A 26,730-nucleotide genomic window follows, 5' to 3' on the forward strand; every position below is an offset into this window, starting at 1 on the left:
GTTCCGAAAAGCCCCCCGCGTGACGGGGGGTATTCCCGTGGCATGAGAGGCGGATTTCGGCCCCACTCGCGCCAAACGAGAAAACACTTGCCAGATCAGGTATGTTTAAAGTTGAATATTTGAAGCTGTTTTTCGAACGGCACAGCCGAGGCGCAGGGGGGAAGGGAGAGCCTGCCTGCGCGACAAACCGGCTCAGAGGGAGGAAACTAATGAAGAAGTTTGAATTACCCCGTTTTGCGGGGGCGGTTTCGCTGTGCCTGGCGTTGGGCGTTCCAGGTGCCGCAAGCGCGACCGAGGGCTACTTCGCCCTTGCCTACGGACCCGCGCAGCGCGGTGTCGGCGGGGCAGGGGTGGCCTATTCGGTCGACCCGATGTCGGCGGCGATCAACCCCGCGAATATCGGCGATATCGGCCACGCGATGACCTTCGGGCTCGAGGCGTTCTCGCCGCGGCGGGGATTTGACGCAAACGGGGCCTTCCCCTTGCCCGATGGCGGGGCGGATTCGGGGCATGAATGGTTCGCGATCCCGAATTTCGGCTATAACCGCCCGCTGGAAGGCGGCGGCGCGTTGAACGTCATGGTCTATGGCAATGGCGGCATGAATACGAGCTATCCCGATGTCGCGAACCCGAACTGCGCGGCCGCGCCGGGCGATTCCGGGATTTTCTGCGACGGGAAGGCGGGCGTCGATCTGATGCAGATGTTCGTCTCGGTCGGCTACGGGCGCAAGGACGGGAACTTCAGTTGGGGCATCGCGCCGACCTTCGCCGCACAACGGTTCGCGGCGCGCGGTCTGAATCCTGCGTTGTTCGGGCCGATGACGACGGATGCCAGCAATTTCAGTGGCAGAGGTTACGACATCTCCACCGGGTTCGGCCTGCGCGCCGGTATGAAATACGAGATTTCGCCGCAGATCACGGTAGGCGTCGCGGGGCAGACCCGGTTCAAGATGTCGAAATTCGACAAGTATGCCGGGCTTTTCGAGGATGGCGGCAGTTTCGACATTCCCGCTTCGATCAGCGCGGGCGTCACCTTCAAGCCGCGCAGCGATCTGGCGCTGATGCTGGACTACCAGCGGATCTTCTACAGCAATATCGCTGCGGTCGGGAACTCCAATACCAACGGGCTTTTCGGGGCCAAGGGCGGCGCGGGCTTTGGCTGGGACGATGTGGATGTCGTCCGGATCGGCGCGGAATGGCAGCAGACGCCGGATATGACGTGGCGCGCGGGCTATGCCTACGCGACGAACCCGATCGGCAAGGAGGACGTGATGCTGGGCGTGCTCGCCCCCGGTGTGGTCGAGCATCATTTCAGCTTCGGCGGGGCGAAGAAGCTCAACGAGCGCGACACGTTCGATTTCGCAATCAACTACGTTGCGCCGCATAAGGTCAAAGGGCCGGGCATGTTCGGCGGCGATGTCGAATTGGACATGCATCAGTTCTCGGCCTCGGTGGGCTGGACCCGGCGGTTCTGACCCTCCGACCAACCGACCAAAGAAAAAGGGCGCCTCGCGGGGCGCCCTTCGTCATTCGTATCGCGGTTGCCTCAGCGGCGACGGTCGCGGCGCGAGCTCATCGGCTGGAAGGCGACGCCGACATGGGCCTCGCAATAGGGTTTGCCGGATTGGCTCGGAAGGCCGCAGAACCAGAATTCCTCGGTCGCGGGGTCGCCGATCGGCCATTTGCAGGTGCGCTCGGTCAGCTCCATCAGGCCAAGCTTCTTGGCGTGTTTCTCGACCTCACCGACCTTGGCGAGTGCAGCCGGGTCGATCTCGTTGGCGGAGGGCTGCGGCGGAAGCGGCTGACCGGCGGGGATGATCGCCTTGCGCGCAGGCGAGACCGAAGGCGTTGCAGCCTGAGCGGGCGCGGGGCTTGCCGGTTTCGCGGCGGGCTTGGGCTCGGGCGCCTCGGCTGCGGGCTGCGCGGCGGGCTTCTCGGCCTTCGCCTCGACCTTCTCGGGCTTGGCTTTCGGCTCGGGTTTCGCGGGCTCTGCTGCGCCGCCGGTGCGGTTCGACAGGCCGAGGCGATGCACCTTGCCGATCACCGCGTTGCGCGTCACACCGCCCAGCTCTTTCGCGATCTGGCTGGCCGACTGGCCTTCGGTCCACATCTTCTTGAGCAATTCGACGCGTTCATCGGTCCAGGACATGGGCATCCTTCCTTGGTTTCCTGCAAGTTCGTCTTGCAGGCCATTCCAGTTTCAATCCCTATTTTAGCGGGAGAGCGCAGAGATACAATCGCGAGGCCCGCTTTTCAAGGCCCGCGAGGACGTCCGGAGCAGTGCGCAAGCGGGAAACCAGCTGTGCGCGGGCTACGTTGAGCTGCGGGCCGCGAGCGTGTAGGGAGCGGGCAACAACGGGAGTATCAGGATGTACGAGATCGGCGTGCGCCGTTTTGGCGCGGTGAACTGGATGGGCCTGCGGATGCTGGGGTGGCGCGAGATTCGCCGCTTTCTCGCGGTCTGGCAGCAGACGGTGCTGGCGCCGCTGATCACCGCCGGTCTGTTCCTGACCGTCTTCGCGCTGGCCTTCGGGCGCAACCGCGCCGACGTTCTGGGTGTCGATTTCCTGCATTTCATCGCGCCGGGCATCCTGATGATGACGGTGATCCAGAACGCTTTTGCCAACACGTCCAGCTCGATCGTGATCGCGAAGGTGCAGGGCAATATCGTCGACACGCTGATGCCGCCGCTTGCGCCGTGGGAAATCCTCGTGGGTTATCTGACCGGCGCGGTGGCGCGGGCGCTGATCGTGGCCGTGGTGATCTGGCTCGGGCTGTTCGCGGTGCTGGGGCAGGGGATCGCGCATCCGTTCTGGGCAATTGCGGCGGTCGTGCTCGGCGCGGCCTTCCTTGGCGGTCTGGGCATTCTGGCGGCCGTCTTCGCCGACAAGTTCGACCAGATGGCGGCGATCACCAACTTCATCATCACTCCGCTGTCGTTCCTGTCGGGCACCTTCTACTCGGCCAAGGCGCTGCCGCCGGCCTTCCAGATCCTGACCCATTACAACCCGGTCTTCTACCTGATCGACATGGCCCGCTTCGGCTTCCTGGGCGTATCGGACGCCTCGCCGTGGCACGGGTTGGCCGTGATCTGCGCCGCGCTGGTCCTGGTTCTGGGGCTTGGCTGGTACTGGCTGCGCATCGGCTATCGCATGAAGCCCTGAGCCGCGCTTAAGCGGCGCGTGGCCGTTCAGGCCGAATGCGCGCCGCCTGCGAGGCCCTTCACGAAGTCCAGCACCTCCGCCACCGGCTTGCCCTCGGCGATCTCTTTCACGATGGCCGAGCCCACGACGCAGCCATCGGCCACACCCGCGATGGTCTTTGCGGCTTCGGGAGTCGTGATGCCGAAGCCCACGATCACCGGCAGATCGGTCTTCGCCTTGATCCGGGCGACTTCCGGGCCGACCTCGGTCGCCTGCGCGGCCTGAGAACCGGTAATCCCCGTCACCGAGACGTAATAGACGAAGCCCGACGTGTTCTGCAGCACTTTCGGCAGGCGCTTGTCATCGGTCGTCGGCGTCGCGAGGCGGATGAAGTTGATCCCGGCGGCCTGCGCGGGGATGCAAAGCTCGACATCTTCCTCGGGCGGCAGGTCGACCACGATCAGCCCATCGATCCCGGCAGCCTTCGCGTCTTCGAGGAAGCGATCGACGCCACGCGAATAGATCGGGTTGTAATAGCCCATCAGCACGATCGGCGTGGTGTCGTCGGTCTTGCGGAACTCCGCCGCCATATCGAGCGTCTTCTGCAGCGTCTGCCCACCGTCGAGCGCGCGCTGGCCCGCCAGCTGGATCGTCGGACCGTCGGCCATCGGATCGGTGAAGGGCACGCCCAGTTCGATAATGTCGACGCCTGCCGCCGGCAGGCCCTTCATCACCTCGAGCGAGGTCTCCAGATCCGGGTCGCCCGCCATGATATAGGAGACGAAGGCTTTCTTGCCCTCTTCCTTGAGGCTGGCGAATTTGGCGTCGATGCGAGTCATGGCGTCCCTCCGGCTGGTCCCGAAGCGGTTTGCGCGAAGAGGGCGGGAAAATCAATGCCTCGCGCGCGGTCTCGCGCGCGGCGGCGACGTCCCAGACGGCCTGCGCCTACATCTTTGCCGGGCCGTTGATCATCCACGACGTGCCGAAGCGGTCCCGCAGCATCCCGAACCCGTCGGCCCAGAACGTGTCGTCGAAGGGCATCATGACCTCCTCGGCCCCATCCAGCAGCCGCTCGAAGATCGCCTTCGCGGCCTCTCGGCTTTTCGAGACATGCGAGATCGAGACCGAGCTTTGCGGACGATCGCGTCCCTCGGGCCAGTCCGAGGCCATCAGCGCGCCATCGCCGAGCTTGATCAGCGCATGCATGATCCGCGCCTTGCCTGCCTCGCTCATGCCTTCGCTGGCCTCGGGCATATCGCCATAGCGCATGATGAAGGGCGGCTCGGTGCCGAAAAGGTCGGCATAGAAGCGCATCGCCTCTTCGCAGTTTCCCTGAAAGTGGATGTAGGGTTCGAAACTCATTGCGGTCACCTCCCTGAACAAGAAGGCCAGCCTATCACGATTCCTGCCCTCGCGCGCGCTTGCACCGGGGGCGGCCAATGAATAAGAAGCGCGCAGCCACAAACAGGAGGGCGAAATGGGTTTCAAGATGGGTATCGTGGGTCTGCCGAACGTGGGCAAATCCACCCTCTTCAACGCGCTGACCAAAACGGCGGCCGCGCAGGCGGCGAATTTCCCCTTCTGCACGATCGAACCGAATGTCGGCGAAGTGGCCGTTCCCGATGAGCGCATCGACACGCTGGCCCAGATCGCAGGCTCGAAAGAGGTCATCCCGACCCGCATGACCTTCGTCGATATCGCAGGCCTCGTGAAAGGCGCCTCGAAAGGGGAGGGCCTGGGCAACCAGTTCCTCGCCAATATCCGCGAAGTCGATGCCATCGCCCATGTGCTGCGCTGCTTTGAAGATGGCGATGTGACCCATGTGGAGGGGCGCGTCGATCCGGTGGCCGATGCCGAGACCATCGAGACCGAGCTGATGATCGCCGATCTCGAAAGCCTCGAGAAGCGTATCGCGAACCTCGCTCGCAAGGTGAAATCCGGCGACAAGGAAGCGAAAGAGGCAATGCGCCTTCTGGAACAGGCGAAAGAGGCGCTGGAGGCTGGCCGTCCCGCGCGCACCGTTGAGGTGTCCGAGGACGACCGCAAGGCGTGGAATATGCTGCAGCTGCTGACCGCCAAGCCGGTTCTCTATGTCTGCAATGTCGAGGAAGGCTCCGCCGCGACCGGCAACTCGAAATCCGAGGCCGTGGCGAAGATGGCCGCCGAGCAGGGCGCGGGCACCGTCGTGATCTCGGCCAAGATCGAAGAGGAAATCTCGCAGCTCGACGCCGAAGAAGCGGAGATGTTCCTCGAAGAGATGGGTCTGGAAGAGGCCGGTCTCGACCGCCTGATCCGCGCGGGTTACGACCTGCTCGGCCTGCAGACCTATTTCACCGTCGGCCCGAAAGAGGCCCGCGCCTGGACGATCCGCAAGGGCACGCTGGCCCCGGCGGCGGCAGGCGTCATCCACGGCGATTTCGAACGCGGCTTCATCCGCGCCGAGACCGTCTCCTACGATGATTACGTCGCCAACAAGGGCGAAGCGGGCGCGAAAGAGGCGGGCAAGTTCCGCGTCGAGGGCAAGACCTACGAAGTGAAAGACGGCGACGTCCTCCACTTCCTGTTCAACGCGTGAACCTCGGCTGGGGGCGTTACTTCTTCGCCCCCGCCGTGACCTCCGTGATCGCGTCGGCCTCCACCATCTGCCACGCCATTCCCGCATTGCGATAGAGCCGTTTGCCGAGGTCGGGGTAGTCGCCCACGTCATGGCCCAAGCGCTGGCCCATGACGAGCAGCCGCAACAGCTCCGATCCGGTATTCTCGATCGTATGGGCCGCGCCGCCCGCGCGGTAGCCGATGAAATCGCCCGGCCCGATCGCGTGACGCTCTTCGCCGATCCGCGCGGTCGCCTCGCCACTCAGCACAAAGATCGCCTCGTCCTCATGGTGGTGGCGGTGAAACTCGGTGGTCTCGCAGCCGGGCTCCACCTCGATGATATGCACCCCGATCCCCGTCAGCCCCGTCGCGTCGCCAAGGCTCTTGTTGATCCGCCGCGCATTCGGGTTGAGGAAATGCTTCTTCGCCAGCCCTTCCATTGCCGCGATCTCATCGGCCCGGATCAGATACCGGTCTTCGCTCATCGCGCCTCTCCTTCTCATTGATCCAAATATCCCCGCCGGAGGCTTCCGCAGTCTCAGCCAGCGATCCGGCCCAGGATAGCAGAGACATCGCTGCCCGCCATCGCCCCGGTGGTCCGGCCCGCCTCGCCCGCAAGCCGCGTCGCGACGAAGGCGTCGCTCACCGCCGCAGGTGCATTTCGGATCAGCAGCGACGCGGTCAGGAGCAGTGCCAGCCGTTCCGCGAACCAGCGCGCTTCGGCCTCGGGTGGGAGCGCTGGCCAGCGGGCGAGGTGATCGGCCAGCGCCGCGTCGTAGCGCGGATCGGTGCCGCGCGCCGCGTCCAGCTCCGCGCGCAGCATCTCCGCCGCCAGTGGTTCTTTCGCCAGCGTGCGCAGTATGTCGAGACAGATCACATTGCCCGAGCCCTCCCAGATGCCGTTCAATGGCGCTTCGCGATAGAGCATCGGCATCGGCGTGTCCTCGACGTAACCGATGCCGCCCAGCACCTCCATCGCCTCATAGGTCACGACGGGGCAGCGCTTGTTGCCGTAATATTTCGCCAGCGCCACGCCGATCCGGGCGAAGGCGCGATCCTCGGGGCGCGTGCTGTCGAAGGCCTGCGCCACTCGCATCCCCAAGGTCAGCGCGCCTTCCCAATCCAGCGTCAGATCGGCCAGCACCGCGCGCATCAGCGGCTGGTCGATCAGGCGGCGTTGGAAGGCAGCGCGATGCGTCGCCCAGTGATGTGCCTCGGAAATCGCGGCGCGCATCAGCCCCGCAGGCGCGAGCGCGGTGTCGAGCCGGGTGTGGTGCACCATCTCGATGATCGTCGCGACGCCCCGGCCTTCCTCGCCCAGAAGATGGGCCACCGCGCCCTCATATTCGATCTCGGAAGACGCGTTGGAGCGATTGCCCAGCTTGTCCTTCAGCCGCTGGATGCGGATCGCGTTGCGCTCGCCTTCCAGCCAGCGCGGTACGAGGAAGCAACTGAGCCCCTTTTCGGTCTGCGCCAGCGTCAGGAAGCCGTCCGACATCGGCGCAGAGCAGAACCACTTATGCCCGGTCAGCCGCCAATGCCCGTCTGCGCGCTCGGCCCGCGTGGTGTTCGCGCGCACGTCCGAGCCGCCCTGCTTCTCGGTCATCGCCATCCCCAGCGTCGCGCCGGTCTTCTCGCCCACCGGCAGCACGCGCGGATCGTAGCTGCGCGCGGTGAGTTTCGGACGCCAGAGTGCGGCGATCTCGGGCGTGGCTTCGAGCGCGGGCACTGCGGCATAGGTCATCGTCATCGGGCAGCAACTGCCGGGTTCGATCTGGCTCGCGAGATAGACCATCGCGGCATGGGTGGCATGGCCGCCATTCGCGCCTTCCCACGGCAGCGCGACATAGCCCGCGCCGATCCCGGCCTCCATGAAGCGATGATAGGCGGGATGAAAGCGCACCTCGTCGAGCCGCCGCCCGCCCATATCGAACAGGCGCAGCTCCGGCAGGTAGCGGTTCGCGTCGCGCCCGGCCTCTCGCATCTCCGTGGTGCCGAGGGTCTGACTGTAATCTGACAGCCTCTCCGCCTGACCGCCCGCCCGCGCGACGGCCTCGCGCAGGGGCGCATCCGTCCCGAACAGATCGACGTCGCCGCGCGCGGGCGGCTGGTTCTCGACGCGGTGGGTGGGCAGATCGGCGCGGGGATCGGGTGTGGTCATGGTCGGCTCCTCCTGATCCGGATGGTAGGCTTGCGCCGTAGAACATGCGAGCGAAACGCGGCGGCAGGGGTTTTCTAAGCCCGCGCGCCGCCTAGATCAGGCCCAAAAGGGAGACCCATCATGAGCAACTGGCAGAAATCCGACGAGGCGATCGCGAAGCTCACCCCCGAGCAATATCGCGTCACCCAGCAAAACGGCACCGAGCGGCCCTTCACCGGCGAATATGACAACCACGCCGCCAAAGGCATCTATGTCGACGTGGTCTCGGGCGAGCCGCTTTTCGCCTCCTCGACCAAATACAACGCGGGCTGCGGCTGGCCGTCCTTCACCAAGCCGCTGATCGACGATCATGTCGTAGAGTTGACCGATACCAGCCACGGCATGACCCGGGTCGAGGTGCGCTCGAAAAACGGCGACAGCCATCTGGGCCATGTCTTCCCCGACGGGCCGCGCGATCAGGGCGGTCTGCGCTATTGCATCAACTCCGCCTCGCTGCGCTTCGTGCCTTACGAGGAGATGGCGGCCGAGGGCTATGGCGACTACATGGACAGGGTCGAGTAAGCACGACGTCAAGCGAAGCACCGGGTCAGGGGCCTTTACCTTCCCGCGGCCCGGTGGCAGGGTCCGCGCAACATCATATGACAAAGGGGGCGCGGGCATGCGCAAGCTGGAACTTGGTCAAAGCGGGATCATGGTGTCCGAGATTTGTCTCGGGACGATGACCTGGGGCAGCCAGAACACCGAGGCCGAGGGCCATTACCAGATCGATTTCGCGCTCGACCGCGGGGTCAATTTCCTCGACACGGCCGAGATGTACCCGGTGAACCCGGTGAAGGCCGAGACGATGGGCCGGACCGAGCAGATCGTGGGCACTTATCTGGCCAAACGCGGCAAGCGCGACGATCTGGTGGTGGCCACGAAGATCACCGGCGAGGGCTCGAACGCGATTGAGGGCGGCCCCGAGATCAGCCCGACCCGGATCCGTCAGGCGGTCACGGATTCGCTGACCCGTCTTCAGACGGATTATATCGATGTTTACCAGTTCCACTGGCCCAATCGCGGCTCCTATCACTTCCGCAAGACGTGGCGCTTCGATCCGTCGAAGCAGCCTTCGAAGCAGGAGGTGCTCGACGATATGAGCGCCTGTCTCGAGACGCTCGAAGATCTGCGTAAAGAGGGCAAAATCCGCGAATTCGGCCTGTCGAACGAGAGCGCCTGGGGCACCGCGCAATGGCTGGCACTGGCCGAGGCGGGCAAAGGGCCGCGCGTCGAGACGATCCAGAACGAATATTCGCTGATGTGCCGCTACTACGACCTCGATCTGGGGGAGTTGGGGCAACAGGAGAAAGTGACGCTGCTGGCCTATTCGCCGCTCGCCGCCGGTATCCTGACGGGCAAATATTCGGGCGACGTGATCCCCGACAACACCCGCCGGTCGCTGGTCAACAATCTCGGCGGGCGCGCCAATCCGCGCGCTTTCGAGATCGCTGACCGGTATGTCGCGCTTGCGAAGGAGTTCGATCTTCACCCGGTGACGATGGCGATTGCCTGGGTGATGAGCCGTCCCTTCCCGGTGATCCCGATCGTCGGCGCGACCTCTGTCGATCAGCTCAAGCCGAACCTCGACGCCGAAGGGGTGGAACTGCCGAAGGAGCTGCTCGACAAGATCGCCGAGCTCCACAAGCATTACCCGATGCCCTACTGATGCGCGGGGCGTCGATCTTTCTGTGTGCGGCGCTCGCCTTGGCGGGCTGCAATCCCTTCGGCCCTGCTGACGGGACCGATACGGCGGAGCAACTGCCGCTGGTCGGGCAGGAGAAGATCGATGCCGGGAAATTCGAATGCGTCGCGCGCGGCGGCAAATGGCTCGCGCGCGACGGGGCGTTCATCTGCGTTAAGATGACCTCCGATAGCGGCAAGAGCTGTCAGGCGGGCAGCGAGTGCGAGGGTGAATGCCTCGCGCGCTCGAAGACCTGCGCGCCGGTGACGCCCCTTCTGGGGTGCAACGAGGTGATGAGCGAGGCGGGCTACCCGATGCAGCTATGCGTGCAATGAGCTGGGCGAAGATCGCTGCGCTGGGCGGGATGCTCGCGCTGACCCTCGCAGGCTGTGCGCCCCAGCCGGAGACCGCGTCGCTGCGCAAACCGGGCGCGCTGATCTCTTCGGCGTCGCTCTTCGACCCGCAGCGCTTCGGCGGCGAATGGCATGTCGTCGAGAGCGGCATTCCGGGGTGTTCGGGCACGCAGAACTGGGCGTGGGACGGCAAGAGCACCTACCGGCTGCGCGGCACGAATTGCGCCATCAAGCCTGCCGCCGTCGACGAGACCGTGACGCTAACCGGGCCGGGCGGGCGACTGCTGGCGAAGGACGCGTTCGGCGGCGAGCCGATCTGGGTGCTCTGGGTCGATTTCGATTATCGGGTTGCGGTGCTTGGCACACCTTCGGGCCGCTGGGGGATGATCCTGTCGCGGCAGGCCTCGCCACGGCCCGATCTGATCAAGGCGGCGCGCGATGTCATGGATTTCAACGGCTATGACATGACGCGGGTCAGTAAGTGACCGACGCGCCGGTGCATCTCTGGGTCTGGGTGACGCTGTTCGCGGCGGCCGTCCAGACCATTCGCTTCATGTTGCAAAAGCTGCTGGCGGGGGCGCAGCTCTCGGTGGGCGGCGCGACGTTTTCACGCTTTCTCTTTGGCTTTCCGCTCGCGGCTGTAACGGCGCTGGGCTTTCTGGCCGCGACGGACACGCCATGGCCGCATCTGAGCGGGCCTTTCTGGGGTTTCGTCATCGCGGGCGGGGCGGCGCAGGTGGCGGCGACCTTCCTGACGGTCGCGCTGTTCGGCTTGCGCAATTTCGCGGTGGGCGTGGCTTTCACCAAGACCGAGACGGTGCAGGTCGCGCTGTTCTCCGCGATCATCCTCGGCGAATTTGTCGGGCCCATCGGCTGGATCGGGATCGCGATCGGACTGGCGGGGGTGCTGTTCCTGACCAAACCGCCCGAAGGCGGCTTCACCCCGCGTGCGGCGCTTTACGGCGTCGGGGCGGGGGCGCTGTTCGGCCTGTCGTCGATCTTCTATCGCGGCGCGACGCTGGAGCTGGAGCCGCTCGACTTCTTCGCCCGCGCCATCGTCGCGTTGGCCTGCGCGACCTTCGCGCAATCGCTCGGCATGGGGCTGTATCTGCGGCTGCGCGAGCCGGGCGAGTTGACCCGCGTGTTCGGCGCGTGGCGGCGCACGGTGCTGGTGGGGATCACCGGCGTTCTGGGCTCGGCGGGTTGGTTCACCGCGTTCTCGCTGCAAAACGCGGCCTTCGTGCGCGCGCTGGGTCAGGTGGAGATCGTCTTCACGCTGCTCGCCTCGGCGCTGGTCTTCCACGAGCGGCTGCACAAGCGCGAAGGGGCGGGCATCGCGCTCGTCGTGGTGTCGCTGATCGTTATTGTGCTGGCGGGACTTTAAAGCCCGATCCGCCGGAACTCCGAACGCGGCCCGCGATTGTCGAAGAACGGCACCGAATGCGGCGTGCCAAGCGCGTGTTTGGTGGTGACGAGGGCGGCGATTTCGGCCAAAACCACTTCGGTGATGAAGGGCAAGTTGAGCGCACGCGCCTCGGGCAGGGGCACCCAATGCAGATGCGAAAGCTCGTCGCAGGCGCGCGAGAAATCGTCGAGATCGCCCTGGATCGCGCCCGCATCGATCAGGAAGAACCGCGCATCGAAGCGGCGCGGGCGGCCCGGCGGCGTGATCGCGCGGAACACGAAATGCAGATTGGCCGCCGAGGGCAGAAAGCCCAGATCGGCGAAGCCCTGCCAATCGGTGGGCACCGCGCCGGGCCAGCTGGTTTTCTCGCCCAGCACCAGCCCGGTCTCTTCCCACAGCTCACGCAGAGCGGCGGCGGCCAGCGCCCCGCCGATCCCTGCGGGCGCATCGGCCTCGAGCCGCGCGTGATCGGGCGCGGGCAGGGGAGAGGCGAAGGGCACCTCCCAATCCGTGGCGTCGAGCGCGCCGCCCGGAAAGACGTATTTCGACGGCATGAAGGCGGCTCCAGCGCCACGCTGGCCCATCAACACGCTCGGCGTCGCATTCGCGTCACGGCGCAGGACGATCACGCTGGCCGCGTCGCGTAGCGCGGTTTTGTCGACCGGGGGGCGCGTGTCAGTCATGGACGATTTCGCCTTCGCCGAAACCATGCATCCGGCGCGACCATTGGATGCCCACCAGCATCCCCTTCATCAGCGGCAAAAGCACAGCCGAGAGCACCATCGAGCCGATGCCGAAAATCCAGATCATCTCCCACGGTCCGGGGCGGAAGGCGATGAAATAGGCCGCCATCATCGGAATCGCGAGATGGCCGACGATCAGGATCGTCAGATAGGCGGGGCCGTCATCGGCGCGCTGATGCGAGAGGTCCTCGCCGCAGGCCGGGCAGGTATCACGCACCTTGAGATAACTGTGCAAAATCCGCCCCTTGCCGCAGGCCGGGCAGCGGCAGCGCAGGCCCCGCCCGATCGAGCGGCCCAGCGGGCGGTCATCGTGATACTCGTCATGCGACTGCATTGCGCTCTCCCTTGTGGCGGTCTCTCTCCGCCCGTTCGCAGGGCAGTATGGCGGCAGCCGGGGCGGATGGAAAGTCCGGCGGGTCTATCACGGATGCGTGAGTTTGGCGACGGAATGCTGCGGGCGCCTCGTTTGGTTAGACATCGACGGCGCGAGATGTGCCGTGGGAGCGAGAACAGGAGTTTCGAATGAAAGTCATGAACAGGCAGACCCTCGTCGCGGCAATCCTCGCGGGCAGCGCGATCACCCTCGCAATGCCGGTGGTGGCGCAGAACCAGACCGGCAACCAGGCGCAGGGACAGCAAGTCATGCCGGGGAATGGGCCGGGCAACGGACCGGGCAACGGTGCTGGCAATGGCCCCGCCAATGGTATGGGGCAGAACATGAAGCCCGGCGCGATGCGCGATCAAGACGGGCGCGGCTTCGGCTTCGACATCAGTCGCTTCGACACCGATGGCGACGGTCAGGTGACGATGGAGGAAATCCAGGCCAAGCGAGCTGCTGACGCTGAGGCGCTCGACGCCAATGGCGATGGGATGATTTCTCAGGAGGAGCTCGTCAATTCCGAGATGGCCAAGGTGAAAGCCCGCATCGAAGCCCGCGTGAAAGCGCGCTTCGCCGCGCAGGACAGCAATGGCGATGGGGAGCTGTCGGCCGCCGAACTGATGGCGCATCCGATGCCGACGCGCATGTTCGACCGGATGGATCGCAACAATGACGGGGCGATCAGTGCCGACGAGATGCAGATGGCGAAACGCTTCATGCAGCGGATGAGCGACCGCCGCGACCATGGACGGATGGGCAAAGGCGATTACCACGGCCATGACCGCATGGGCAAAGGGGATCGCCATGGCCATGACCGTATGGGGTGGAACGGCGACCGCGACGGCTACGGGCGGATGATGCAAGGCGAAGGCCCGATGGGTCAGGGTCCGATGGGGCAGGGGCCGAACGGCCAAGGCCCGCAGGGCACGCCGCCGATGCAGCCGGGCGCCGGGGCTGGCCAAGGTCAAGGTCCGGGCAATGGACCCGCGGATGGCTCGGGCCGCTCCACGAACTGAGTTTCGAGCAGTGAAAAAAGCCGGGGCGCGGAAAAGCGCCCCGGCTGCATGTCAAATTGCATGCGCAGTGAAAGCAGGCTAGGCCTTTGACGGAATGACGATGGCACTGGATGCGATGAACGAGGCTTCGGACGAGGCTCTGCTGGAGCTTTACGCGCAGGGCGACCCGGCGGCGGCGCGGGCGTTGACGCTGCGCTTCGGGCCCTTGGCCTACCGGCTCGCCTATCGCTATCTGCGCGATGCGGCCGAGGCCGAGGACGTCGCGCAAGAAGGGCTCTTGCGGCTCTGGAAGATCGCGCCGGAGTGGCGCGCCGGCGAGGCGAAGGTCTCGACTTGGCTTTACCGGGTGGTGGCCAACCTCGCGACGGACCGGCTGCGCAAGCGCCGCGGCGTGGGGTTGGACGAGGCGCCAGAGGTGGCCGATGACCGCGCGAGCGCGCTGGACGAGTTGATCGCGCGCGACCGTTTGGCAGCGCTGGAAGCGGCGCTGGAGCAATTGCCGGAACGGCAGCGGATTGCGGTGACACTGCGACATATCGACGGTTTGTCCAATCCCGAGATCGCTGCCGCGATGGAAACTGGCGTCGAGGCCGTAGAAAGTCTGACAGCGCGTGGAAAACGCGCTTTGAGCAAGCTGCTTCGGGGGCAGCGAGAGAAATTGGGGTTTGGCGATGACTGACAAACGCATGGATCGGGAGACGGACGCGTTCGACGACGCGGCGCTGGAGCAGCTGTTCAGCGAGGCGCGCGCGGCGGGCGGGCCCGAGGCCGAGGCGGGGTTCCTCGCCCGGGTTCTGGCCGATGCGGAAGCGGAGCAAGCTGGCTTCGCGCGTCCCGGCCCCGCTGGAGCGTCCGACAAGCCTGACGTCTTGGCCGGTATCTGGGACGCGCTTCGCGGCGCGTTCGGCGGCTGGGCTCCGATGGGCGGTCTGGTCACGGCCGCTCTGGCCGGGGTCTGGATCGGCTTCGTGGGGGCCGACGAGATCGGCGCGCTCAGCCCGTTTTACGCCAGCAGCACGACCGAAAGCCTCGGCACGGTTAACCTGCTACCCGAGGGCGACACCTTCGCCTTCGCCGATGAAGGAGGGTTCTGATGGCGGCTGCCGAGACGCGAAATGGCCGGGGATTGCGCTGGGCGCTGATAGGGTCGGTGGTGCTGAACCTGCTGTTGCTGGGGTTCTTCATCGGTGGCTGGCTTGGGCATGAGCGGCATCCGCCTCGTCCGGTGGTGGGCGATGTCAGCCTCGGCGCTTTTACCGGGGCGCTGAGCCCGGAAGATCGTGATGCGCTGCGCAAGGCGGCGCAGGCGCGCGGCTCCGAGTTCCGCGATATGCGGCGGCAGGCGCGCAGCGACATGACGGCGCTGATCGCTGCGATCGACGCGAAGCCCTGGGATCGTGCGCAGGTGGCCGAGCTGCTTGAGCGACACAAGGCGCGGACGGTGCAGCGGGTCGATATCGGCGAGCAGCTGATCCTCGACCGGCTTGATGCGATGAGCGCCGAGTCGCGGCATAGCTTTGCCGAGCGTCTGCGCGAGGGCGCGGCGCGGTTCGACAAGCGCAAAAAGGACCGTGAGGACACCCCAAAGCCCAAGCCCTGAGGTCAGGCGGACGGGCCCAAGAGGGCATGACCATTGCCGTTTGGAAATTCGCCAGCCCTCAGTCTCATCACCTGCCCATGCGCGGCGTGACCCTGCTATTTCGGGTCAGGCCGCGTTTGTGTGTTGGGCGAGGGAGACTTGGTTACGACCGCTTCCCTTGGCGCAGAGAAGCGCCGCATCGGCCTCGTCGATAAGATGTTGCGGATCGTCATGGCGCGTGCCGCCGAAGGCGAGGCCAATCGAAATGGTGACCTGCGTCATTCGTCCGTCGGGCAGCGTGATCTTGCTCTGTGCGATTTCGTGCCGGAGCCGTTCCGAGATCCGGCAGCTCTCGACCAGAGAGCTGTCGGGCAGCGCCACGAGAAACTCCTCGCCGCCGATGCGGCCGATCAGATCGACGTCGCGCAGGCTTTGGCGCAGATGACTGGCGATACTCGCCAGCACTTCGTCACCCGCGCCGTGGCCATAGGTGTCGTTCACTGATTTGAACCGATCGAGGTCGAGCAGCATCACCGCATAGCCACGCCCGCTGCGGCGCGCGCGCTCGGACATGCGCGACAGATGCGCGTTCACGTAGCGACGATTGTGCAGCCCGGTCAGGGGGTCGACCAGCGCAAGACGCAGACCTTCATCGACCGAGAGGCGCAACTGATCCGAGAGGCGCTTGCGGCGGAGCTGCGCACCAATCCTGAGTGCGGCTTCCTTTGCCGCGAGCGGTGTCGACATCTCGGCGGGCAGCAGATCATCCGCACCCAGATCAAGCGCGCTGGCTTGCGTTTCGCGCGCGTCGGGCTGGCTGGCGATCAGGATCGCCGCATGGCGCGTTTCGGGATGCGAGCGCAATTCCGACATCAGCCGTAGCCCATCGCCGCGCTGCGCGAGGTCTGCGCCGATCACGAATAGATCGGGGGTGCGACGGGTGGGATCGTCGCCGCAGGGCTCGTCGTAACTGGTCAGCAAAATCCGATTCGTCGTCAGCAGGGGCGCGAGCGCGGATTTCCAGCGCAGCCCCTCGGACGGGCTGGGCGCGATCAGAGCGATCCGCGCGAGAGGGACGAAGTCGCTCGCGGCCTCCGCGAAACCGAGTTCCCGGCAGGTCTGTTCGCGCAGCGCCGAATCCTCGTCGCCGACATGGGCGCGTATCAGGCTGCGCAGTCGGGCGAGCAGGACAAGTTCGTCGAAGGGTTTGGCCAGCACCTCATTCGCCCCGGCCTGCAGCAGCGTCACGCGCAGTTCCGGCGTGTCGCGCCCCGTCATCGCGATGATCGGGATGCGCCGGGTCCGCGGGTTCGCCCGCAACCGGGCAATGAGGCCCTCTCCGGTCATGTCGGGCAAGGCGACGTCGAGCAGGATCAGGCCGGGCCGTTGCGCCGCGGCGAGGGCGAGCGCCTCCGCCGCGCTTGCGGCTTGCAGCGTGTTGTAGCGCGCGCCGGTCAGCTTCGCCTTAAGCACAATGCGATTGGTCGCCACATCATCCACGATGAGGATCGATCCCGGCATATAACGCTACTCCTTCAACCTCCGGCGCGGTGCGGCTTGCATCGGGCGGTTCCCGACTGCGCCAGCTTCTCATCGCGCCTTTTCTTGACCTTAGCGGTCGATAGGTTAACAAAGCGTTTCTCCCCGACAGAGAAGGACCCGTCATGCGGCAAGAAAACGCTCATACGCTCGCGTTGCAGACCCTCGGCTGGCTTGCCGGTCGCGAAGATCTGATCGGCGCGTTCCTCGCCAATTCCGGGGCCAGCGTGGACGATTTGCGGACGCAGGCGAGCGATCCGGACTTCCTCGCAGGGGTTCTCGACCATGTTCTGCAGGACGATCAGGTGGTGCTGGATTGCGCGCAGGACCTTGGTGTGCAGCCCGAGGCGCTGATGCAGGCGCGCGCGGTCCTCGGGCGCGGCGATCTGCGCCACTGGACCTGACGCGCAGCTTTAGGCAATCTGCCCGCAAAGGGAGGCAGATCGCAGATGGCAGGCGGCAAGATACGGGCGGTGCTGTTCGACAAGGACGGTACGCTTTTCGACTTCGACGCGACATGGGGCGCGTGGGCGAAGCTGCAGATCGAGGCGTTGGCGAAGGATGCCGAGCAGGCTGGTAGGCTTGCCGCGGCGATCGGGTTCGACCTCGAGCGGATAGAATTCGAGCCGCACTCGCCGGTGATCGCGGGCACGGTTCGGGAGGCGGCGGAACTGCTGTTGCCGCATCTTCCGGGGCGGTCGCTCGACGATCTGGTGCTCGAACTGGAGCAGGCGGCGCATGACGTGCCTCTGGTGGAGCCGGTGCCGCTTGCAGCGCTTCTGTCCGATCTGCGCGGACGCGGATTGCAGCTGGGCATTTGTACGAACGATGCCGAGTCCTCTGCGCGGGCACATGCCGCGCAGGCGGGCATCACCGATCTTTTCGACCTGATTATCGGCTATGACAGCGGGCATGGGGCGAAACCCACGGCGCGCCCGCTTCTGGCCTTCGCGGATTCGCTGGGGCTGGACCCGGCCGAGGTCGTGATGGTCGGCGACAGCCAGCATGACCTGCACGCGGCGCGTGCGGCAGGCATGATTGCGATCGGCGTGTTGAGCGGACCGGCGGAGCGGGCCGATCTGGCCCCGCTCGCCGATGCGGTGCTCGATCATATCGGGGGGCTTCCCGACTGGCTCGCACAGCGCGCGGGCTAGCACGACGCGTCAGACGCGCGAGGAGCCTCGCGCAAGACAGGAGAGGGACGCATGCAACTACGTTTGCAACATATTCTGCTCGGGCTGCTGGCGGGCATGTTCTTCTGGGCGCTCGATAACCAGTTGCAGCAACGGCTTCCGATTGACGCGCACGGACAATTCGGCGTGTCGGTTCTGGGCACGGTGTTCTTCGCGACCGCGCTTGCGATGCTGGGTGAGATCGGATGGCGCAAGGCATTCGGCGCGGCGGCGCTGATTGCGGTTCCGGTTGCGCTGCTCGGATGGTGGGCGTCGCTTGGCTATGCTGCGAGCGAGTCGCTGGCGGGATATATGCCTTACGAGCTGCTCGCGCTCTCGGTTCTGGCGATGCTGCCGATGCCCTTCGCGATGGCCGTGGCGCAGGGCGGCGGGCGCGCCTGGAACGACTATCCGGCGCTGTTCCTGCATGCCTGGAATATCGTGGTGCGCTATGCCGCCGCGTGTATTTTCCTCGGGATGGTCTGGCTCGTGCTGTACCTCTCGGCGCGCCTGCTCGAGAGTGTGGACCTCGATTTCCTGCGCCAGCTTCTGCGGGAGAAGCTGTTCGCCTTTATAGTCTCGGGCGGCATTCTCGGGCTCGGGCTGGCAGTGGTGACCGAGCTGGAGGAGATGATCTCTCCGACCCTGATCCTGCGGCTTCTGAGGCTGTTGCTGCCGCCTGTGCTTCTGGTCGCGGTGATCTTTGTGGCTGGGTTCATTGCGCGCCGCGGGGAGGTCTCGCTGATCGGGTTCTCGCAGATCGAGACGCTGCTGGCGATGGCCGCGGCGGCGGTGACGCTGATCTCGATCGGCATTGAGCGCGACGATGAAAGTGCCGTCCGGGCGCGAGTCTTGCGGCTGTCGGCTCAAGGCTTGGCGCTGGTGCTGCCCGTGCTGGTCGGGGCGGCGGTCTGGACCGGATGGCAAAGCGTCACGGCGCAAGGCTGGACCCCGGGACGCGTGGCGCAGGCGGTGCTGATCGTGCTTCTGGCGGGCTATGCGCTGGGATATGCCGGGTCGGTGCTGCTGGGGCGCGGCTGGATGGTGCGCTTGCGGCGGATCAATATCGCCATGGCGGGTGTCCTGCTGCTTGCCGCTTTGGCATGGCTGACGCCGGTGCTGGATGCGAACGGGGTGGCTGCGCGCTCGCAACTGGCGCTGTACCGTGAAGGGCGCATCACGGCGGGGGCTTTGCCGCTCTACGCTTTGAAAAACCACTGGGGGCTTGCCGGGCAGGCGGCCTTCGCGGAGTTGGAAACCCAAGCCGGTGATGACCGCGCGCTCGCGACGGCCTTGGCCCGTTTGAGCCCGTCTGCGGATGGGGCGGAGGGTGCCAGCGCCGCGCGCGCTCAACTGCGCCGGGATCTCGTGCTGCCCCCCGGTGCGAAAGCGCCCGAGGATGCGCTGCTCGATGCGATCCGCGCGCGCGCGCCCGAGGTTGCGGCGGGGCTTTGCGCCTCGGCCGAGGGGGCGGCGGCGAATTGCGCTTTGATTGAGGCCGATTTTCTTTCGGATGTTCCCGGCGACGAGGCGATGGTGCTGCTGCATCTGCCCGACCGCGATGCGATCTACGTGCTGCGGCAGTCGAAAGGCGCGTGGGATTCGATCGGTTGGGGCAGCGTCGTCGATGCGCAGGGCGAGCCGCGCTTCCGCGTCGATCTGGCCCCTGTCATCGCCGCGATCAAACGTGGTGAGATGCAGCTGGCCCCGAGCGGGATCATGGCGCTTGAGGCCGGTGGGCTGCGTCTTTTGCCGCTGTCGCGCTGAGCCGGGCGAGTTTGGAGCTTTGTTAACTTCTGATCGCTAGCGTGGCGATCAGGAGGACACATGCTCGGCTTGATCAACCGCTCTATCGAGGCGTTTCTGACCGACACCCACGGGGCGGTGCTCTGCGCGCGTGTGCGGCGGCGCGCGGATTTGCCGGGCGAGAGCTATGAGCGCGAGAGCTATGAGCCCCTGCTGCAATATGACGATGCGCAGACCTTGCGGCTGATCGATGCCGCCTGCGACGAGTTGGGGCGGGCGCGATCCGAGTTTTTGGAAGACCTTGGGGCGCATCTGTGCAGCCGCGAAGCGGTGCGGCGGCTGTTGCGTTACGGCGGCTGCGACTATCGCGGTTTTCTGAACTCGCTCAACGAGTTGAATGACCGCGCGCGCATGGCGCTTCCCGATCTCAAGCTGCCGGACCTGCATCTGGTCGCAACCCAGCCGGGGCAGTTCCGTCTGCGCGTCGCCGCGGATCTGCCGGGATGGGGGGCGGTGCTGGCGGGGATCCTGCGCGCGATGGCGGATGACTATGGCAGCCTCGCGCTGATAGAGGTGCCGCCGCGTGTCGCCGGGCGCGATCTGCGCGATCCCGACCCGAGGGGGGAAACCGTGACGATCCAACTGCTCGACGCCACCCATGCCGAGGCGCGCCAGTTCGCCCTCGCGCGCATGATTGGTGAGGTCTGATGAGCGTGCCGGGCGAGAACGCTGTCACGAGACTGGCCGCGCAGCCACCCGCCGATCGGGGCGCGCACGCCTATTGGCTGGCGCTGTTGACCGGGCTTTTGCCGATGTTTCTCTGGCTCGACGAGCGGGCCTGCATCCTTGGGGTCGGGCGCACGTTGCGCAAGGTTCTGGGGGTGCCGGAAGCCCAGATCGTCGGCGCGCCGTTCTCGCGGTTTTTCTCGGTCGCGCGGCGCGGCGGGGCGGTGCGAATGTGCCCGAAGGAATTGCGCTCAAGTTGCGGTGCTATTGATTGCGATTGCCAGATCGGGCGCTGCGGGCGCTCCCTCGGGGCCATGACGGCGGAGGAGATGCTGCATGTCACCCTTCGCATGCGCCCACAGGTAAGCCTGCGTGGCGCGCTGGTGAGCGACACGGGTCCACCAGTTCAGGGGCGCGCGCCGACGCAGGCGGGGGGCGATATGCTCCTCAATTTCAGCTTCGGTATTCACCTGCGCGAACTTGTGGCGGAATTCGACCTGACCGAACATGATTTCTCCGCCGCCGATCTCGCGATGGAAATGCTGTATCTGCAGGAAGCGAAATCGCTCGTGCTGGAGGAGTTGCGGGCTCTGACCGGGCGGCTCGATCAGGCGCGCAAAGCGGCGGAGGATCAGGCGCTGAGCGACCCGTTGACGAAACTCGCCAACCGCCGGGCCATGGCGCAGGCGCTTGCGCGGGCCGTCGACCACGCGACGAACGGGCTGGCGAATTTCGCATTGCTGCAGGTCGACCTCGATCACTTCAAGACGATCAATGACACGCAAGGCCATGCGGCGGGGGATTTCGTGTTGCAACTGGTGGCCCGCAACCTGTGCGAAAGCGTGCGCGGAGGTGATCTGGTCGCGCGCATGGGCGGCGACGAGTTCCTCGTTCTCTTGCGCGGTAATCCGAGCCGCGCGGAGATTGGCGCGCTCGCCGCACGCATCATCGAACAGCTCGAAGCGCCGAAATGGTATCGGGGGCAGGAATGTCTGGTGTCCGGATCGCTCGGCGCTGTGTCGTCGCGCGACTACGAGAACCTCGACATCGAGGCGCTGCACAACGATGTCGACAGGGCGACATATGCCGCGAAGACCGCAGGGCGCGGATGTCTTCGTTTCGGGTCCGGGTCTGTCGAAAACGTCGAGGATGGGCCGGCGACGTCACCCGGCGCTGCGCCTTAGCCGCACAAACGCTCTTTTCCTGACCGGTCGCCTTCGGGTAAGGGCAGCGCATGAGACAAGGTTTCCCCTATGCCCGCGCCGGACAGCGCATCGGTCTTCTGGGCGGGTCGTTCGATCCGGCGCATGAAGGTCACGTCCTGATCACGCGTGAGGCGCTGCGCCGCTTCAATCTTGATCGGGTTTGGTGGATCGTGAGCCCCGGCAACCCGCTCAAGGCGCATGGGCCCGCGCCGCTCGATCAGCGGATCGCGAGTGCGCGGGCGAGCCTTGGGGGCGATCCGCGCGTCGTGGTGACCGACCTCGAAGCGCGACTCGGCACGCGTTACACGGCCGACACGATAACGCGGCTGCGCGCGCTCTATCCCGGCGTGGATTTCGCGTGGCTGATGGGGGCCGATAACCTCGTGCAATTCGACCGCTGGGATCATTGGCGGACGATCATGGAGAGCGTGCCGGTCGGTGTGCTGGCGCGTCCGGGCTGGCGGATGCCGGGGCGCTGGGCACGCGCGGCGCGCATTTATGCGGGGGCCGAATTGCCCGCGGTCGCCTCGCAGCGCCTCCTCGACGGACCGGCGCCGCGCTGGTGCTTCGTCAACATTCCGATGTCGTCTCTTTCCTCCACGGAAATTCGCGAGAAAGGCGGCTGGCGGGCATCGACACCCGCTTGAAGACGGTGCGGGGCGCGCTACGCTCGGATTGACGCCGAGGGAGGAATCGCCATGCCGCTATCGATATCGCGCCGCTTTGCACTGCTGGGTGGCGCCGCGCTTTTCGCCACTCCGAAAACGGGCTTCGGCCAGACGGTCGCGGCAGCCGAATTGGTCCGGATGGCCGGGCTCAGCGGCGATGTGGGCTATGTCGTCGCGGACCTGAAGAGCGGCCAGATCCTCGAACAGCGCAATGCAGGCCAAGCGATGCCGCCCGCCTCCGCGCTCAAGTCGATCACCTCGCTCTATGCGATGGAGCAACTGGGCGGCGATTTCCGTTTTGGCACGCAGTTGATCGCGACCGGCCCGATCTCTGGCGGGCGCATTCAGGGAGATCTGATCCTCGCGGGCGGGGGCGATCCGACGCTGACGACCGACGATCTGAACGCGATGGCGAAGTCGCTGGCGGCGAAGGGCGTGCAGGGCGTCACGGGGCGTTTTCTGACTTGGGCCGGGGCGTTGCCCTACAAGAACGAGATTGCAAACGATCAGCCGATTTTCGCGGGCTACAACCCGTCGATCTCCGGGCTGATGCTGAACTTCAATCGCGTGCATTTCCAGTGGCGGCGCTCCGGTGGGGGCTGGGCGCTGAGCATGGATGCGCGCGGGCGCGACGTGCAGCCGCAGGCCTATACCGCGAAGGCGTCGATCGCGAAACGCTCCTCGCCCACTTTCACCTATTCCGACCGCGGCGGGGTCGAGCATTGGACGGTCGCCTCGGCGGCCTTGGGGCGGGGCGGAAGCCGGTGGTTGCCGGTGCGCCATCCGGCGGCCTATGCGGGCGACGTGTTTCAGACATTGGCCCGCGCACAGGGCACACCGCTGCCCGCGCCGGAAGCGGTGCGCAACCTGCCCGGCGGCACGGTTCTGGTGAGCCATGGCAGCGATCCGCTTGTGCCGGTTCTGCGCGAGATGATGAAATATTCGACCAATATCACCGCGGAAGCGGTGGGTATGACGGTCAGCAAGCGGCTGGGCGCGGGGAACTCCCTGAAGCAGTCGGGACAGACGATGACCCAGTGGCTGCAGCAACGCACGGGCGCGCGCTCGGCCCGGTTTACCGACCATTCCGGGCTGCGGGCCGATGCCGAGCTTTCGCCGCAGGATATGGTGGCGGCGCTGCGCAATCTTGGTGCGCCGATGGGGCTGCGCAGTTTGATGAAGCCATTCAAGCTGCGCGATGCGACGGGCAAGAACATGCCAGCCCAGCCATTCCGAGTGGATGCGAAGACCGGGACGCTGAATTTCGTCTCGACTTTGGCGGGCTATATGACCGCGCCTGATGGCACCGAACTGGTCTTCGCGATCTTCACCGCCGATCTAAACCGGCGTCGTCGTGCGGGCTCGGCGCCGCGCCCGCCGGGGCAGGTCCAATGGGTGCGGGCGTCGAAAATCCTGCAGAGCCAGCTGTTGGAGCGTTGGGCCGGGATTTACGGCTGAGGGGTCGCTCCGCCTGGACGGCGGGGCGGTCGTCAGGTTTCCTCGCCGGGACTCTATCGTCCGATCAGAGCGTGACGTGGCGCACTTTCGCACCCCATTCGATGGCGACGGCGTGCAGCCGGTCGATCGCCAACTCACCGCGAATTTCTTCGAGAAGACGTAGTTCGGTTTGACGGATCGTGCCATCTGCGGCGGCCACATCGCAGGCCAGCGCATACGCGGTTTCGAAAATATGTTCGGGCAGCGCGTCGCGGATCAGGCCGAACAGCGCCTCGAGCCCGTCTTCCTCTTCGAACAGCGTGAAGACCGAGCGGGAGACCCGCGAGACGCGGTCGAAATCGTAGCCCGCGAAGATCGGCATGTGGTTCACTATCCGCTCGATTGCGACGAGTTCGGAGGTCGGCACGTCCTCATCGGCGGCGGAAATCGCGACCATCACGGCGACGAGCGCGTCTTGGGGCGAAAGCGAGGCGAGAACGTCGGGCACGTGGGAGCTCCTTGATAGTGTTCGAGTGCTAATTATTGACTGTCCCCGTCCGCTTCAATAGGTCAGGCGCGACTGGGCGCACGGGGCGCCTTCATGAGGTATGCAATGACGAGCTTGCGTGACGCTGCGATGAAATCCAAGGCCTGGCCCTTCGAGGAAGCCCGCCGGGTGCTCAAGCGTTACGAGAAACGGGACCCGGAAAAGGGTTACGTCCTGTTCGAGACGGGCTACGGTCCCTCGGGTCTGCCGCATATCGGCACGTTTGGCGAAGTTGCGCGCACGACGATGATCCGTCGCGCTTTCGAGCTGATCTCGGATATCCCGACGAAGCTTTTGTGCTTCTCGGACGATATGGACGGGATGCGGAAAGTGCCGAGCAACGTGCCCAATCAGGACATGCTGCGTCAGCATGAGCAGAAGCCGCTGACCTCGGTGCCCGATCCGTTCGGCGAGTTCGACAGCTTCGGCAACCACAACAACGCGATGCTGCGCCGTTTCCTCGATACGTTCGGGTTCGAGTATGAATTCGCGAGCGCGACCGATTACTACAAGTCGGGTCGGTTCGACGAGATGCTGATCAAATCGGCTTACGAATACGATCAGATCATGGAAATCATGCTGAAGTCGCTGCGCGAAGAGCGTCAGCAGACCTATTCGTGCTTCCTGCCGATCCATCCCGAGACGGGCCGCGTGCTCTATGTCCCGATGAAGGAGGTCAATGCGCGCGACGGCACCGTGACCTTCGACGACGAGGACGGGCGCGAATGGACGCTGCCGGTCACCGGCGGCAATGTGAAGCTGCAGTGGAAACCCGATTTCGGGATGCGTTGGGCCGCGCTCGGCGTCGATTTCGAGATGTATGGCAAGGACCACTCGACCAACACGCCGATCTATGACGGCATCTGCCGCGTCCTCGGTGGGCGTGCGCCGGAGCACTTCACCTACGAGCTGTTCCTCGACGCGAATGGCGAGAAGATCTCGAAGTCGAAGGGCAACGGGCTGTCGATCGACGAATGGCTGACCTATGCGGCGACGGAATCCTTGAGCTACTTCATGTATCTCAAGCCGAAGACCGCGAAGCGGATGCATTTCGACGTGATCCCGAAGGCGGTGGACGAATATCACCAGCAGCTGCGCGCCTATCCCGATCAGCCGATCGAGCAGCAGGTGAACAACCCGGTCTGGCACATTCACGGCGGCAATCCGCCCGAGAGCCGGATGGTGGTGCCTTTCGCGATGCTGCTCAATCTTGCGAGCGTCGCGGGCGCGACCGAGAAGGAAGGGCTGTGGGGCTTCATCAAGCGCTACGCGCCCGAGGCGAGCCCGGAAGGCAATCCCGATCTCGATCAGGCGGCAGGCTTCGCGCTGAAGTATTTCGAGGATTTCGTGAAGCCGACGCTGGTCTTCCGCGCGCCCGACGCCTCCGAACGTGCCGCGCTGGAAGATCTGGCCAAGGCGCTGAAATCCGAGGAAGCCGCGCTCGATCAGATCGCGCGCAAGAACGCGGCGGCAGGCAACGAAGAGCCGCTGCCGGAGGCCGATTTCCACAGCGACGAGTTCCTGCAGACGGTCGTTTTCGCGGTGGGCAAGAACCACGAATTCGCGAACCTGCGCGATTGGTTCAAGGCGCTCTACGAGGTGCTTCTGGGCCAGAGCCAAGGGCCGCGTTTCGGCGGGTTCATCGCGCTTTACGGTGTCGATGAGACCGTCGCGCTGATCGAGCGGGCGCTGGCGGGCGAACTGGTCGACTAAGCTTTCCAGAGATCGAACCAAGCCCCCCAGCGGTCGCAAAGCGGCTCGGGGGGCTCGGCGAATATCCTGGCGCCGAGGGTGAAGGCTTCGGCCTCCAGTCGGGCGGATTCGGTGCGGATCAGTGCAAGCAAAGCCTCGGCCCTTTCGGGGTCGAGATGCTCTGGCACTTTCATCTCGAGCACATGCAGGTCGTGATGGTCGCCGATCAACTCCCCCAAAGTGTCGAGTGCGTCTTCGCGCGGATGCAGCATTTCTGGCCAGATCGGGGCGAGCAGGCGGGTGTGATACCAGTGCTGCTTCACCCGCGTCCGCCAATGGTGCAGGTCTAAGCCAGCGCGTGATTCCTGCGCGCTTTTCAGACGCTTGCGGCAATCTTTCAACGTTGCGTGCAATCCGGCCTCATAGGCGGGCCAGCCCTTTTCGGTGACGTCCCAATCCTTCGCGCGTTTGCGGATTTCCGTGACGCGTTTCGCGAATGTCGAGATGTCGCCTTCCTTCGGGGGCTGGGTCGCGGGCAGCGCGTCAAGCATTGCACGGGCGGCAGACGCACCGTCGAGATCAGGCCCTTCGCGCCCGAGCCGGATAAGCGAGGCGCGCATCACCTCGTCGTCGCGCAGGCCAGAAATGCCCCGGGCGGCTTCGGCCAAAGCATCGTTCTCCTTGTGAAAATCGGAGAAATGCGGCGCGACGAGGCGGATCAGGCCGCGGGTCTTCTTGATCGCTTTGCGAAGGGAGTGAACCGACGGGTCGGGCTTGCCGGCCAGTTTAACGGCTGTCCCAAGCTCGCTGCGCGCGATGCGGCGCAGGGCTTTCGTCGGGGTCTTGTCGTCGGGGGATATGGCGTAAACCATCTGCGGCTCCTCTTGGCTGCACACCCGATGTG

The 26,730-nt window shown here is 65.4% G+C and carries 30 protein-coding genes; 20 read left to right on the forward strand and 10 right to left on the reverse strand.

Annotated elements, in window-relative coordinates; all coding sequences use genetic code 11:
* Positions 1-209: 209 nt before the first annotated feature.
* Positions 210-1,475: an OmpP1/FadL family transporter gene (locus ACZ7GB_RS06420; RefSeq protein ID WP_472158011.1), complete on the forward strand. Its 1,266-nt coding sequence runs from the start codon at positions 210-212 to the stop codon at positions 1,473-1,475.
* 71 nt (positions 1,476-1,546) lie between these two features.
* Here the strand turns inward: ACZ7GB_RS06420 and ACZ7GB_RS06425 are convergent, their stop codons facing one another.
* On the reverse strand, positions 1,547-2,149 hold the full coding sequence (locus ACZ7GB_RS06425; RefSeq protein WP_472158012.1) for a GcrA family cell cycle regulator: 603 nt from the start codon (positions 2,147-2,149) through the stop codon (positions 1,547-1,549).
* Between the two features lie 220 nt (positions 2,150-2,369).
* On the opposite strand from ACZ7GB_RS06425, the gene ACZ7GB_RS06430 reads away from it, so the two are divergent.
* Positions 2,370-3,164 (forward strand): ABC transporter permease, encoded by a 795-nt coding sequence (locus tag ACZ7GB_RS06430; RefSeq protein WP_078522590.1) that lies wholly within the window; start codon positions 2,370-2,372, stop codon positions 3,162-3,164.
* 26 nt (positions 3,165-3,190) lie between these two features.
* Here the strand turns inward: ACZ7GB_RS06430 and trpA are convergent, their stop codons facing one another.
* Positions 3,191-3,982, reverse strand: coding sequence for a tryptophan synthase subunit alpha (gene trpA, locus ACZ7GB_RS06435; RefSeq protein ID WP_078522591.1), 792 nt, complete (start codon positions 3,980-3,982; stop codon positions 3,191-3,193).
* Between the two features lie 106 nt (positions 3,983-4,088).
* Entirely contained in the window at positions 4,089-4,505 is a 417-nt protein-coding gene (locus ACZ7GB_RS06440; RefSeq protein ID WP_347429851.1) for a VOC family protein, read from the reverse strand.
* A 115-nt stretch (positions 4,506-4,620) separates the two neighbouring features.
* Here ACZ7GB_RS06440 and ychF point away from each other — a divergent pair, with 115 nt between their 5' ends.
* A complete protein-coding gene (gene ychF, locus ACZ7GB_RS06445) occupies positions 4,621-5,718 on the forward strand; it encodes a redox-regulated ATPase YchF (protein WP_078600446.1) in 1,098 nt (365 codons plus the stop codon).
* A gap of 16 nt (positions 5,719-5,734) precedes the next feature.
* On the opposite strand, the gene ACZ7GB_RS06450 is transcribed toward ychF, so the two are convergent.
* Together ACZ7GB_RS06450 and ACZ7GB_RS06455 are read right to left on the reverse strand one after the other, a co-directional pair.
* Positions 5,735-6,223, reverse strand: coding sequence for a cupin domain-containing protein (locus ACZ7GB_RS06450; protein ID WP_078548781.1), 489 nt, complete (start codon positions 6,221-6,223; stop codon positions 5,735-5,737).
* A gap of 53 nt (positions 6,224-6,276) precedes the next feature.
* Positions 6,277-7,899, reverse strand: coding sequence for an acyl-CoA dehydrogenase family protein (locus ACZ7GB_RS06455; RefSeq protein ID WP_472158013.1), 1,623 nt, complete (start codon positions 7,897-7,899; stop codon positions 6,277-6,279).
* A gap of 120 nt (positions 7,900-8,019) precedes the next feature.
* Here ACZ7GB_RS06455 and msrB point away from each other — a divergent pair, with 120 nt between their 5' ends.
* From msrB to ACZ7GB_RS06480, 5 genes are all read left to right on the forward strand, one after another.
* Positions 8,020-8,460 (forward strand): peptide-methionine (R)-S-oxide reductase MsrB, encoded by a 441-nt coding sequence (gene msrB / locus ACZ7GB_RS06460; RefSeq protein WP_472158014.1) that lies wholly within the window; start codon positions 8,020-8,022, stop codon positions 8,458-8,460.
* 97 nt (positions 8,461-8,557) lie between these two features.
* Positions 8,558-9,604 carry an aldo/keto reductase gene (locus tag ACZ7GB_RS06465; RefSeq protein ID WP_472158015.1) on the forward strand — a complete coding sequence of 349 codons (1,047 nt, stop codon included), beginning with the start codon at positions 8,558-8,560 and terminating at the stop codon, positions 9,602-9,604.
* Positions 9,604-9,954, forward strand: a complete 351-nt coding sequence (locus ACZ7GB_RS06470) for a hypothetical protein (protein WP_078600439.1) — start codon at positions 9,604-9,606, stop codon at positions 9,952-9,954. The genes ACZ7GB_RS06465 and ACZ7GB_RS06470 overlap by 1 nt, the downstream gene beginning before the upstream one ends.
* Positions 9,942-10,457: a lipocalin family protein gene (locus tag ACZ7GB_RS06475; protein ID WP_472158016.1), complete on the forward strand. Its 516-nt coding sequence runs from the start codon at positions 9,942-9,944 to the stop codon at positions 10,455-10,457. The genes ACZ7GB_RS06470 and ACZ7GB_RS06475 overlap by 13 nt, the downstream gene beginning before the upstream one ends.
* Positions 10,454-11,356 (forward strand): EamA family transporter, encoded by a 903-nt coding sequence (locus ACZ7GB_RS06480; RefSeq protein ID WP_472158017.1) that lies wholly within the window; start codon positions 10,454-10,456, stop codon positions 11,354-11,356. The genes ACZ7GB_RS06475 and ACZ7GB_RS06480 overlap by 4 nt, the downstream gene beginning before the upstream one ends.
* Here ACZ7GB_RS06480 and ACZ7GB_RS06485 read toward each other — a convergent pair.
* Positions 11,353-12,060: an NUDIX hydrolase gene (locus ACZ7GB_RS06485; RefSeq protein WP_472158018.1), complete on the reverse strand. Its 708-nt coding sequence runs from the start codon at positions 12,058-12,060 to the stop codon at positions 11,353-11,355. The two genes, ACZ7GB_RS06480 and ACZ7GB_RS06485, sit on opposite strands and share 4 nt — an antisense overlap.
* Positions 12,053-12,454: a DUF983 domain-containing protein gene (locus ACZ7GB_RS06490; protein ID WP_078522601.1), complete on the reverse strand. Its 402-nt coding sequence runs from the start codon at positions 12,452-12,454 to the stop codon at positions 12,053-12,055. Before ACZ7GB_RS06490 ends, ACZ7GB_RS06485 begins: the two co-directional genes overlap by 8 nt.
* Positions 12,455-12,642: 188 nt before the next feature.
* Here ACZ7GB_RS06490 and ACZ7GB_RS06495 point away from each other — a divergent pair, with 188 nt between their 5' ends.
* From ACZ7GB_RS06495 to ACZ7GB_RS06510, 4 genes are all read left to right on the forward strand, one after another.
* Complete coding sequence (locus tag ACZ7GB_RS06495) at positions 12,643-13,515, forward strand: EF-hand domain-containing protein (protein WP_472158019.1); 873 nt, start codon at positions 12,643-12,645, stop codon at positions 13,513-13,515.
* Between the two features lie 94 nt (positions 13,516-13,609).
* Entirely contained in the window at positions 13,610-14,194 is a 585-nt protein-coding gene (locus ACZ7GB_RS06500) for an RNA polymerase sigma factor (RefSeq protein ID WP_078569883.1), read from the forward strand.
* Positions 14,187-14,609 carry a hypothetical protein gene (locus ACZ7GB_RS06505; protein ID WP_078569884.1) on the forward strand — a complete coding sequence of 141 codons (423 nt, stop codon included), beginning with the start codon at positions 14,187-14,189 and terminating at the stop codon, positions 14,607-14,609. Before ACZ7GB_RS06500 ends, ACZ7GB_RS06505 begins: the two co-directional genes overlap by 8 nt.
* Positions 14,609-15,115, forward strand: coding sequence for a periplasmic heavy metal sensor (locus ACZ7GB_RS06510; RefSeq protein WP_472158020.1), 507 nt, complete (start codon positions 14,609-14,611; stop codon positions 15,113-15,115). Before ACZ7GB_RS06505 ends, ACZ7GB_RS06510 begins: the two co-directional genes overlap by 1 nt.
* Before the next feature lie 105 nt (positions 15,116-15,220).
* On the opposite strand, the gene ACZ7GB_RS06515 is transcribed toward ACZ7GB_RS06510, so the two are convergent.
* On the reverse strand, positions 15,221-16,615 hold the full coding sequence (locus ACZ7GB_RS06515; RefSeq protein ID WP_472158021.1) for a diguanylate cyclase: 1,395 nt from the start codon (positions 16,613-16,615) through the stop codon (positions 15,221-15,223).
* Positions 16,616-16,758: 143 nt separating this feature from the next.
* On the opposite strand from ACZ7GB_RS06515, the gene ACZ7GB_RS06520 reads away from it, so the two are divergent.
* Genes ACZ7GB_RS06520 through dacB form a run of 7 tightly spaced genes read left to right on the forward strand, consistent with a single transcriptional unit; the run spans position 16,759 to position 23,608 of the window.
* Positions 16,759-17,037, forward strand: coding sequence for a DUF3572 domain-containing protein (locus tag ACZ7GB_RS06520; RefSeq protein ID WP_078522607.1), 279 nt, complete (start codon positions 16,759-16,761; stop codon positions 17,035-17,037).
* A gap of 45 nt (positions 17,038-17,082) precedes the next feature.
* The gene (locus ACZ7GB_RS06525) at positions 17,083-17,787 is read left to right on the forward strand and encodes an HAD family hydrolase (protein WP_472158022.1); all 705 of its coding nucleotides are present in this window, start codon (positions 17,083-17,085) and stop codon (positions 17,785-17,787) included.
* Positions 17,788-17,838: 51 nt separating this feature from the next.
* Complete coding sequence (locus ACZ7GB_RS06530) at positions 17,839-19,572, forward strand: hypothetical protein (RefSeq protein WP_472158023.1); 1,734 nt, start codon at positions 17,839-17,841, stop codon at positions 19,570-19,572.
* Positions 19,573-19,632: 60 nt separating this feature from the next.
* A complete protein-coding gene (locus ACZ7GB_RS06535; protein WP_472158024.1) occupies positions 19,633-20,259 on the forward strand; it encodes a heme NO-binding domain-containing protein in 627 nt (208 codons plus the stop codon).
* Positions 20,259-21,461 carry a GGDEF domain-containing protein gene (locus tag ACZ7GB_RS06540; RefSeq protein WP_472158025.1) on the forward strand — a complete coding sequence of 401 codons (1,203 nt, stop codon included), beginning with the start codon at positions 20,259-20,261 and terminating at the stop codon, positions 21,459-21,461. Before ACZ7GB_RS06535 ends, ACZ7GB_RS06540 begins: the two co-directional genes overlap by 1 nt.
* 50 nt (positions 21,462-21,511) lie before the next feature.
* Positions 21,512-22,129, forward strand: coding sequence for a nicotinate-nucleotide adenylyltransferase (locus ACZ7GB_RS06545; protein ID WP_078522612.1), 618 nt, complete (start codon positions 21,512-21,514; stop codon positions 22,127-22,129).
* A gap of 51 nt (positions 22,130-22,180) precedes the next feature.
* Positions 22,181-23,608: a D-alanyl-D-alanine carboxypeptidase/D-alanyl-D-alanine endopeptidase gene (gene dacB, locus ACZ7GB_RS06550; RefSeq protein WP_472158026.1), complete on the forward strand. Its 1,428-nt coding sequence runs from the start codon at positions 22,181-22,183 to the stop codon at positions 23,606-23,608.
* 64 nt (positions 23,609-23,672) lie between these two features.
* Here dacB and ACZ7GB_RS06555 read toward each other — a convergent pair whose 3' ends face one another.
* Positions 23,673-24,095, reverse strand: coding sequence for a tellurite resistance TerB family protein (locus tag ACZ7GB_RS06555; protein ID WP_078522614.1), 423 nt, complete (start codon positions 24,093-24,095; stop codon positions 23,673-23,675).
* Positions 24,096-24,200: 105 nt separating this feature from the next.
* On the opposite strand from ACZ7GB_RS06555, the gene ACZ7GB_RS06560 reads away from it, so the two are divergent.
* Positions 24,201-25,847 carry a lysine--tRNA ligase gene (locus ACZ7GB_RS06560; protein WP_078600417.1) on the forward strand — a complete coding sequence of 549 codons (1,647 nt, stop codon included), beginning with the start codon at positions 24,201-24,203 and terminating at the stop codon, positions 25,845-25,847.
* Here ACZ7GB_RS06560 and ACZ7GB_RS06565 read toward each other — a convergent pair.
* Positions 25,844-26,698: a CHAD domain-containing protein gene (locus ACZ7GB_RS06565; RefSeq protein WP_078548737.1), complete on the reverse strand. Its 855-nt coding sequence runs from the start codon at positions 26,696-26,698 to the stop codon at positions 25,844-25,846. The genes ACZ7GB_RS06560 and ACZ7GB_RS06565 overlap by 4 nt on opposite strands.
* Between the last annotated feature and the right edge of the window lie 32 nt (positions 26,699-26,730).

The sequence above is a fragment of the Thioclava sp. PTB-PU3-1 genome, from assembly GCF_055666785.1.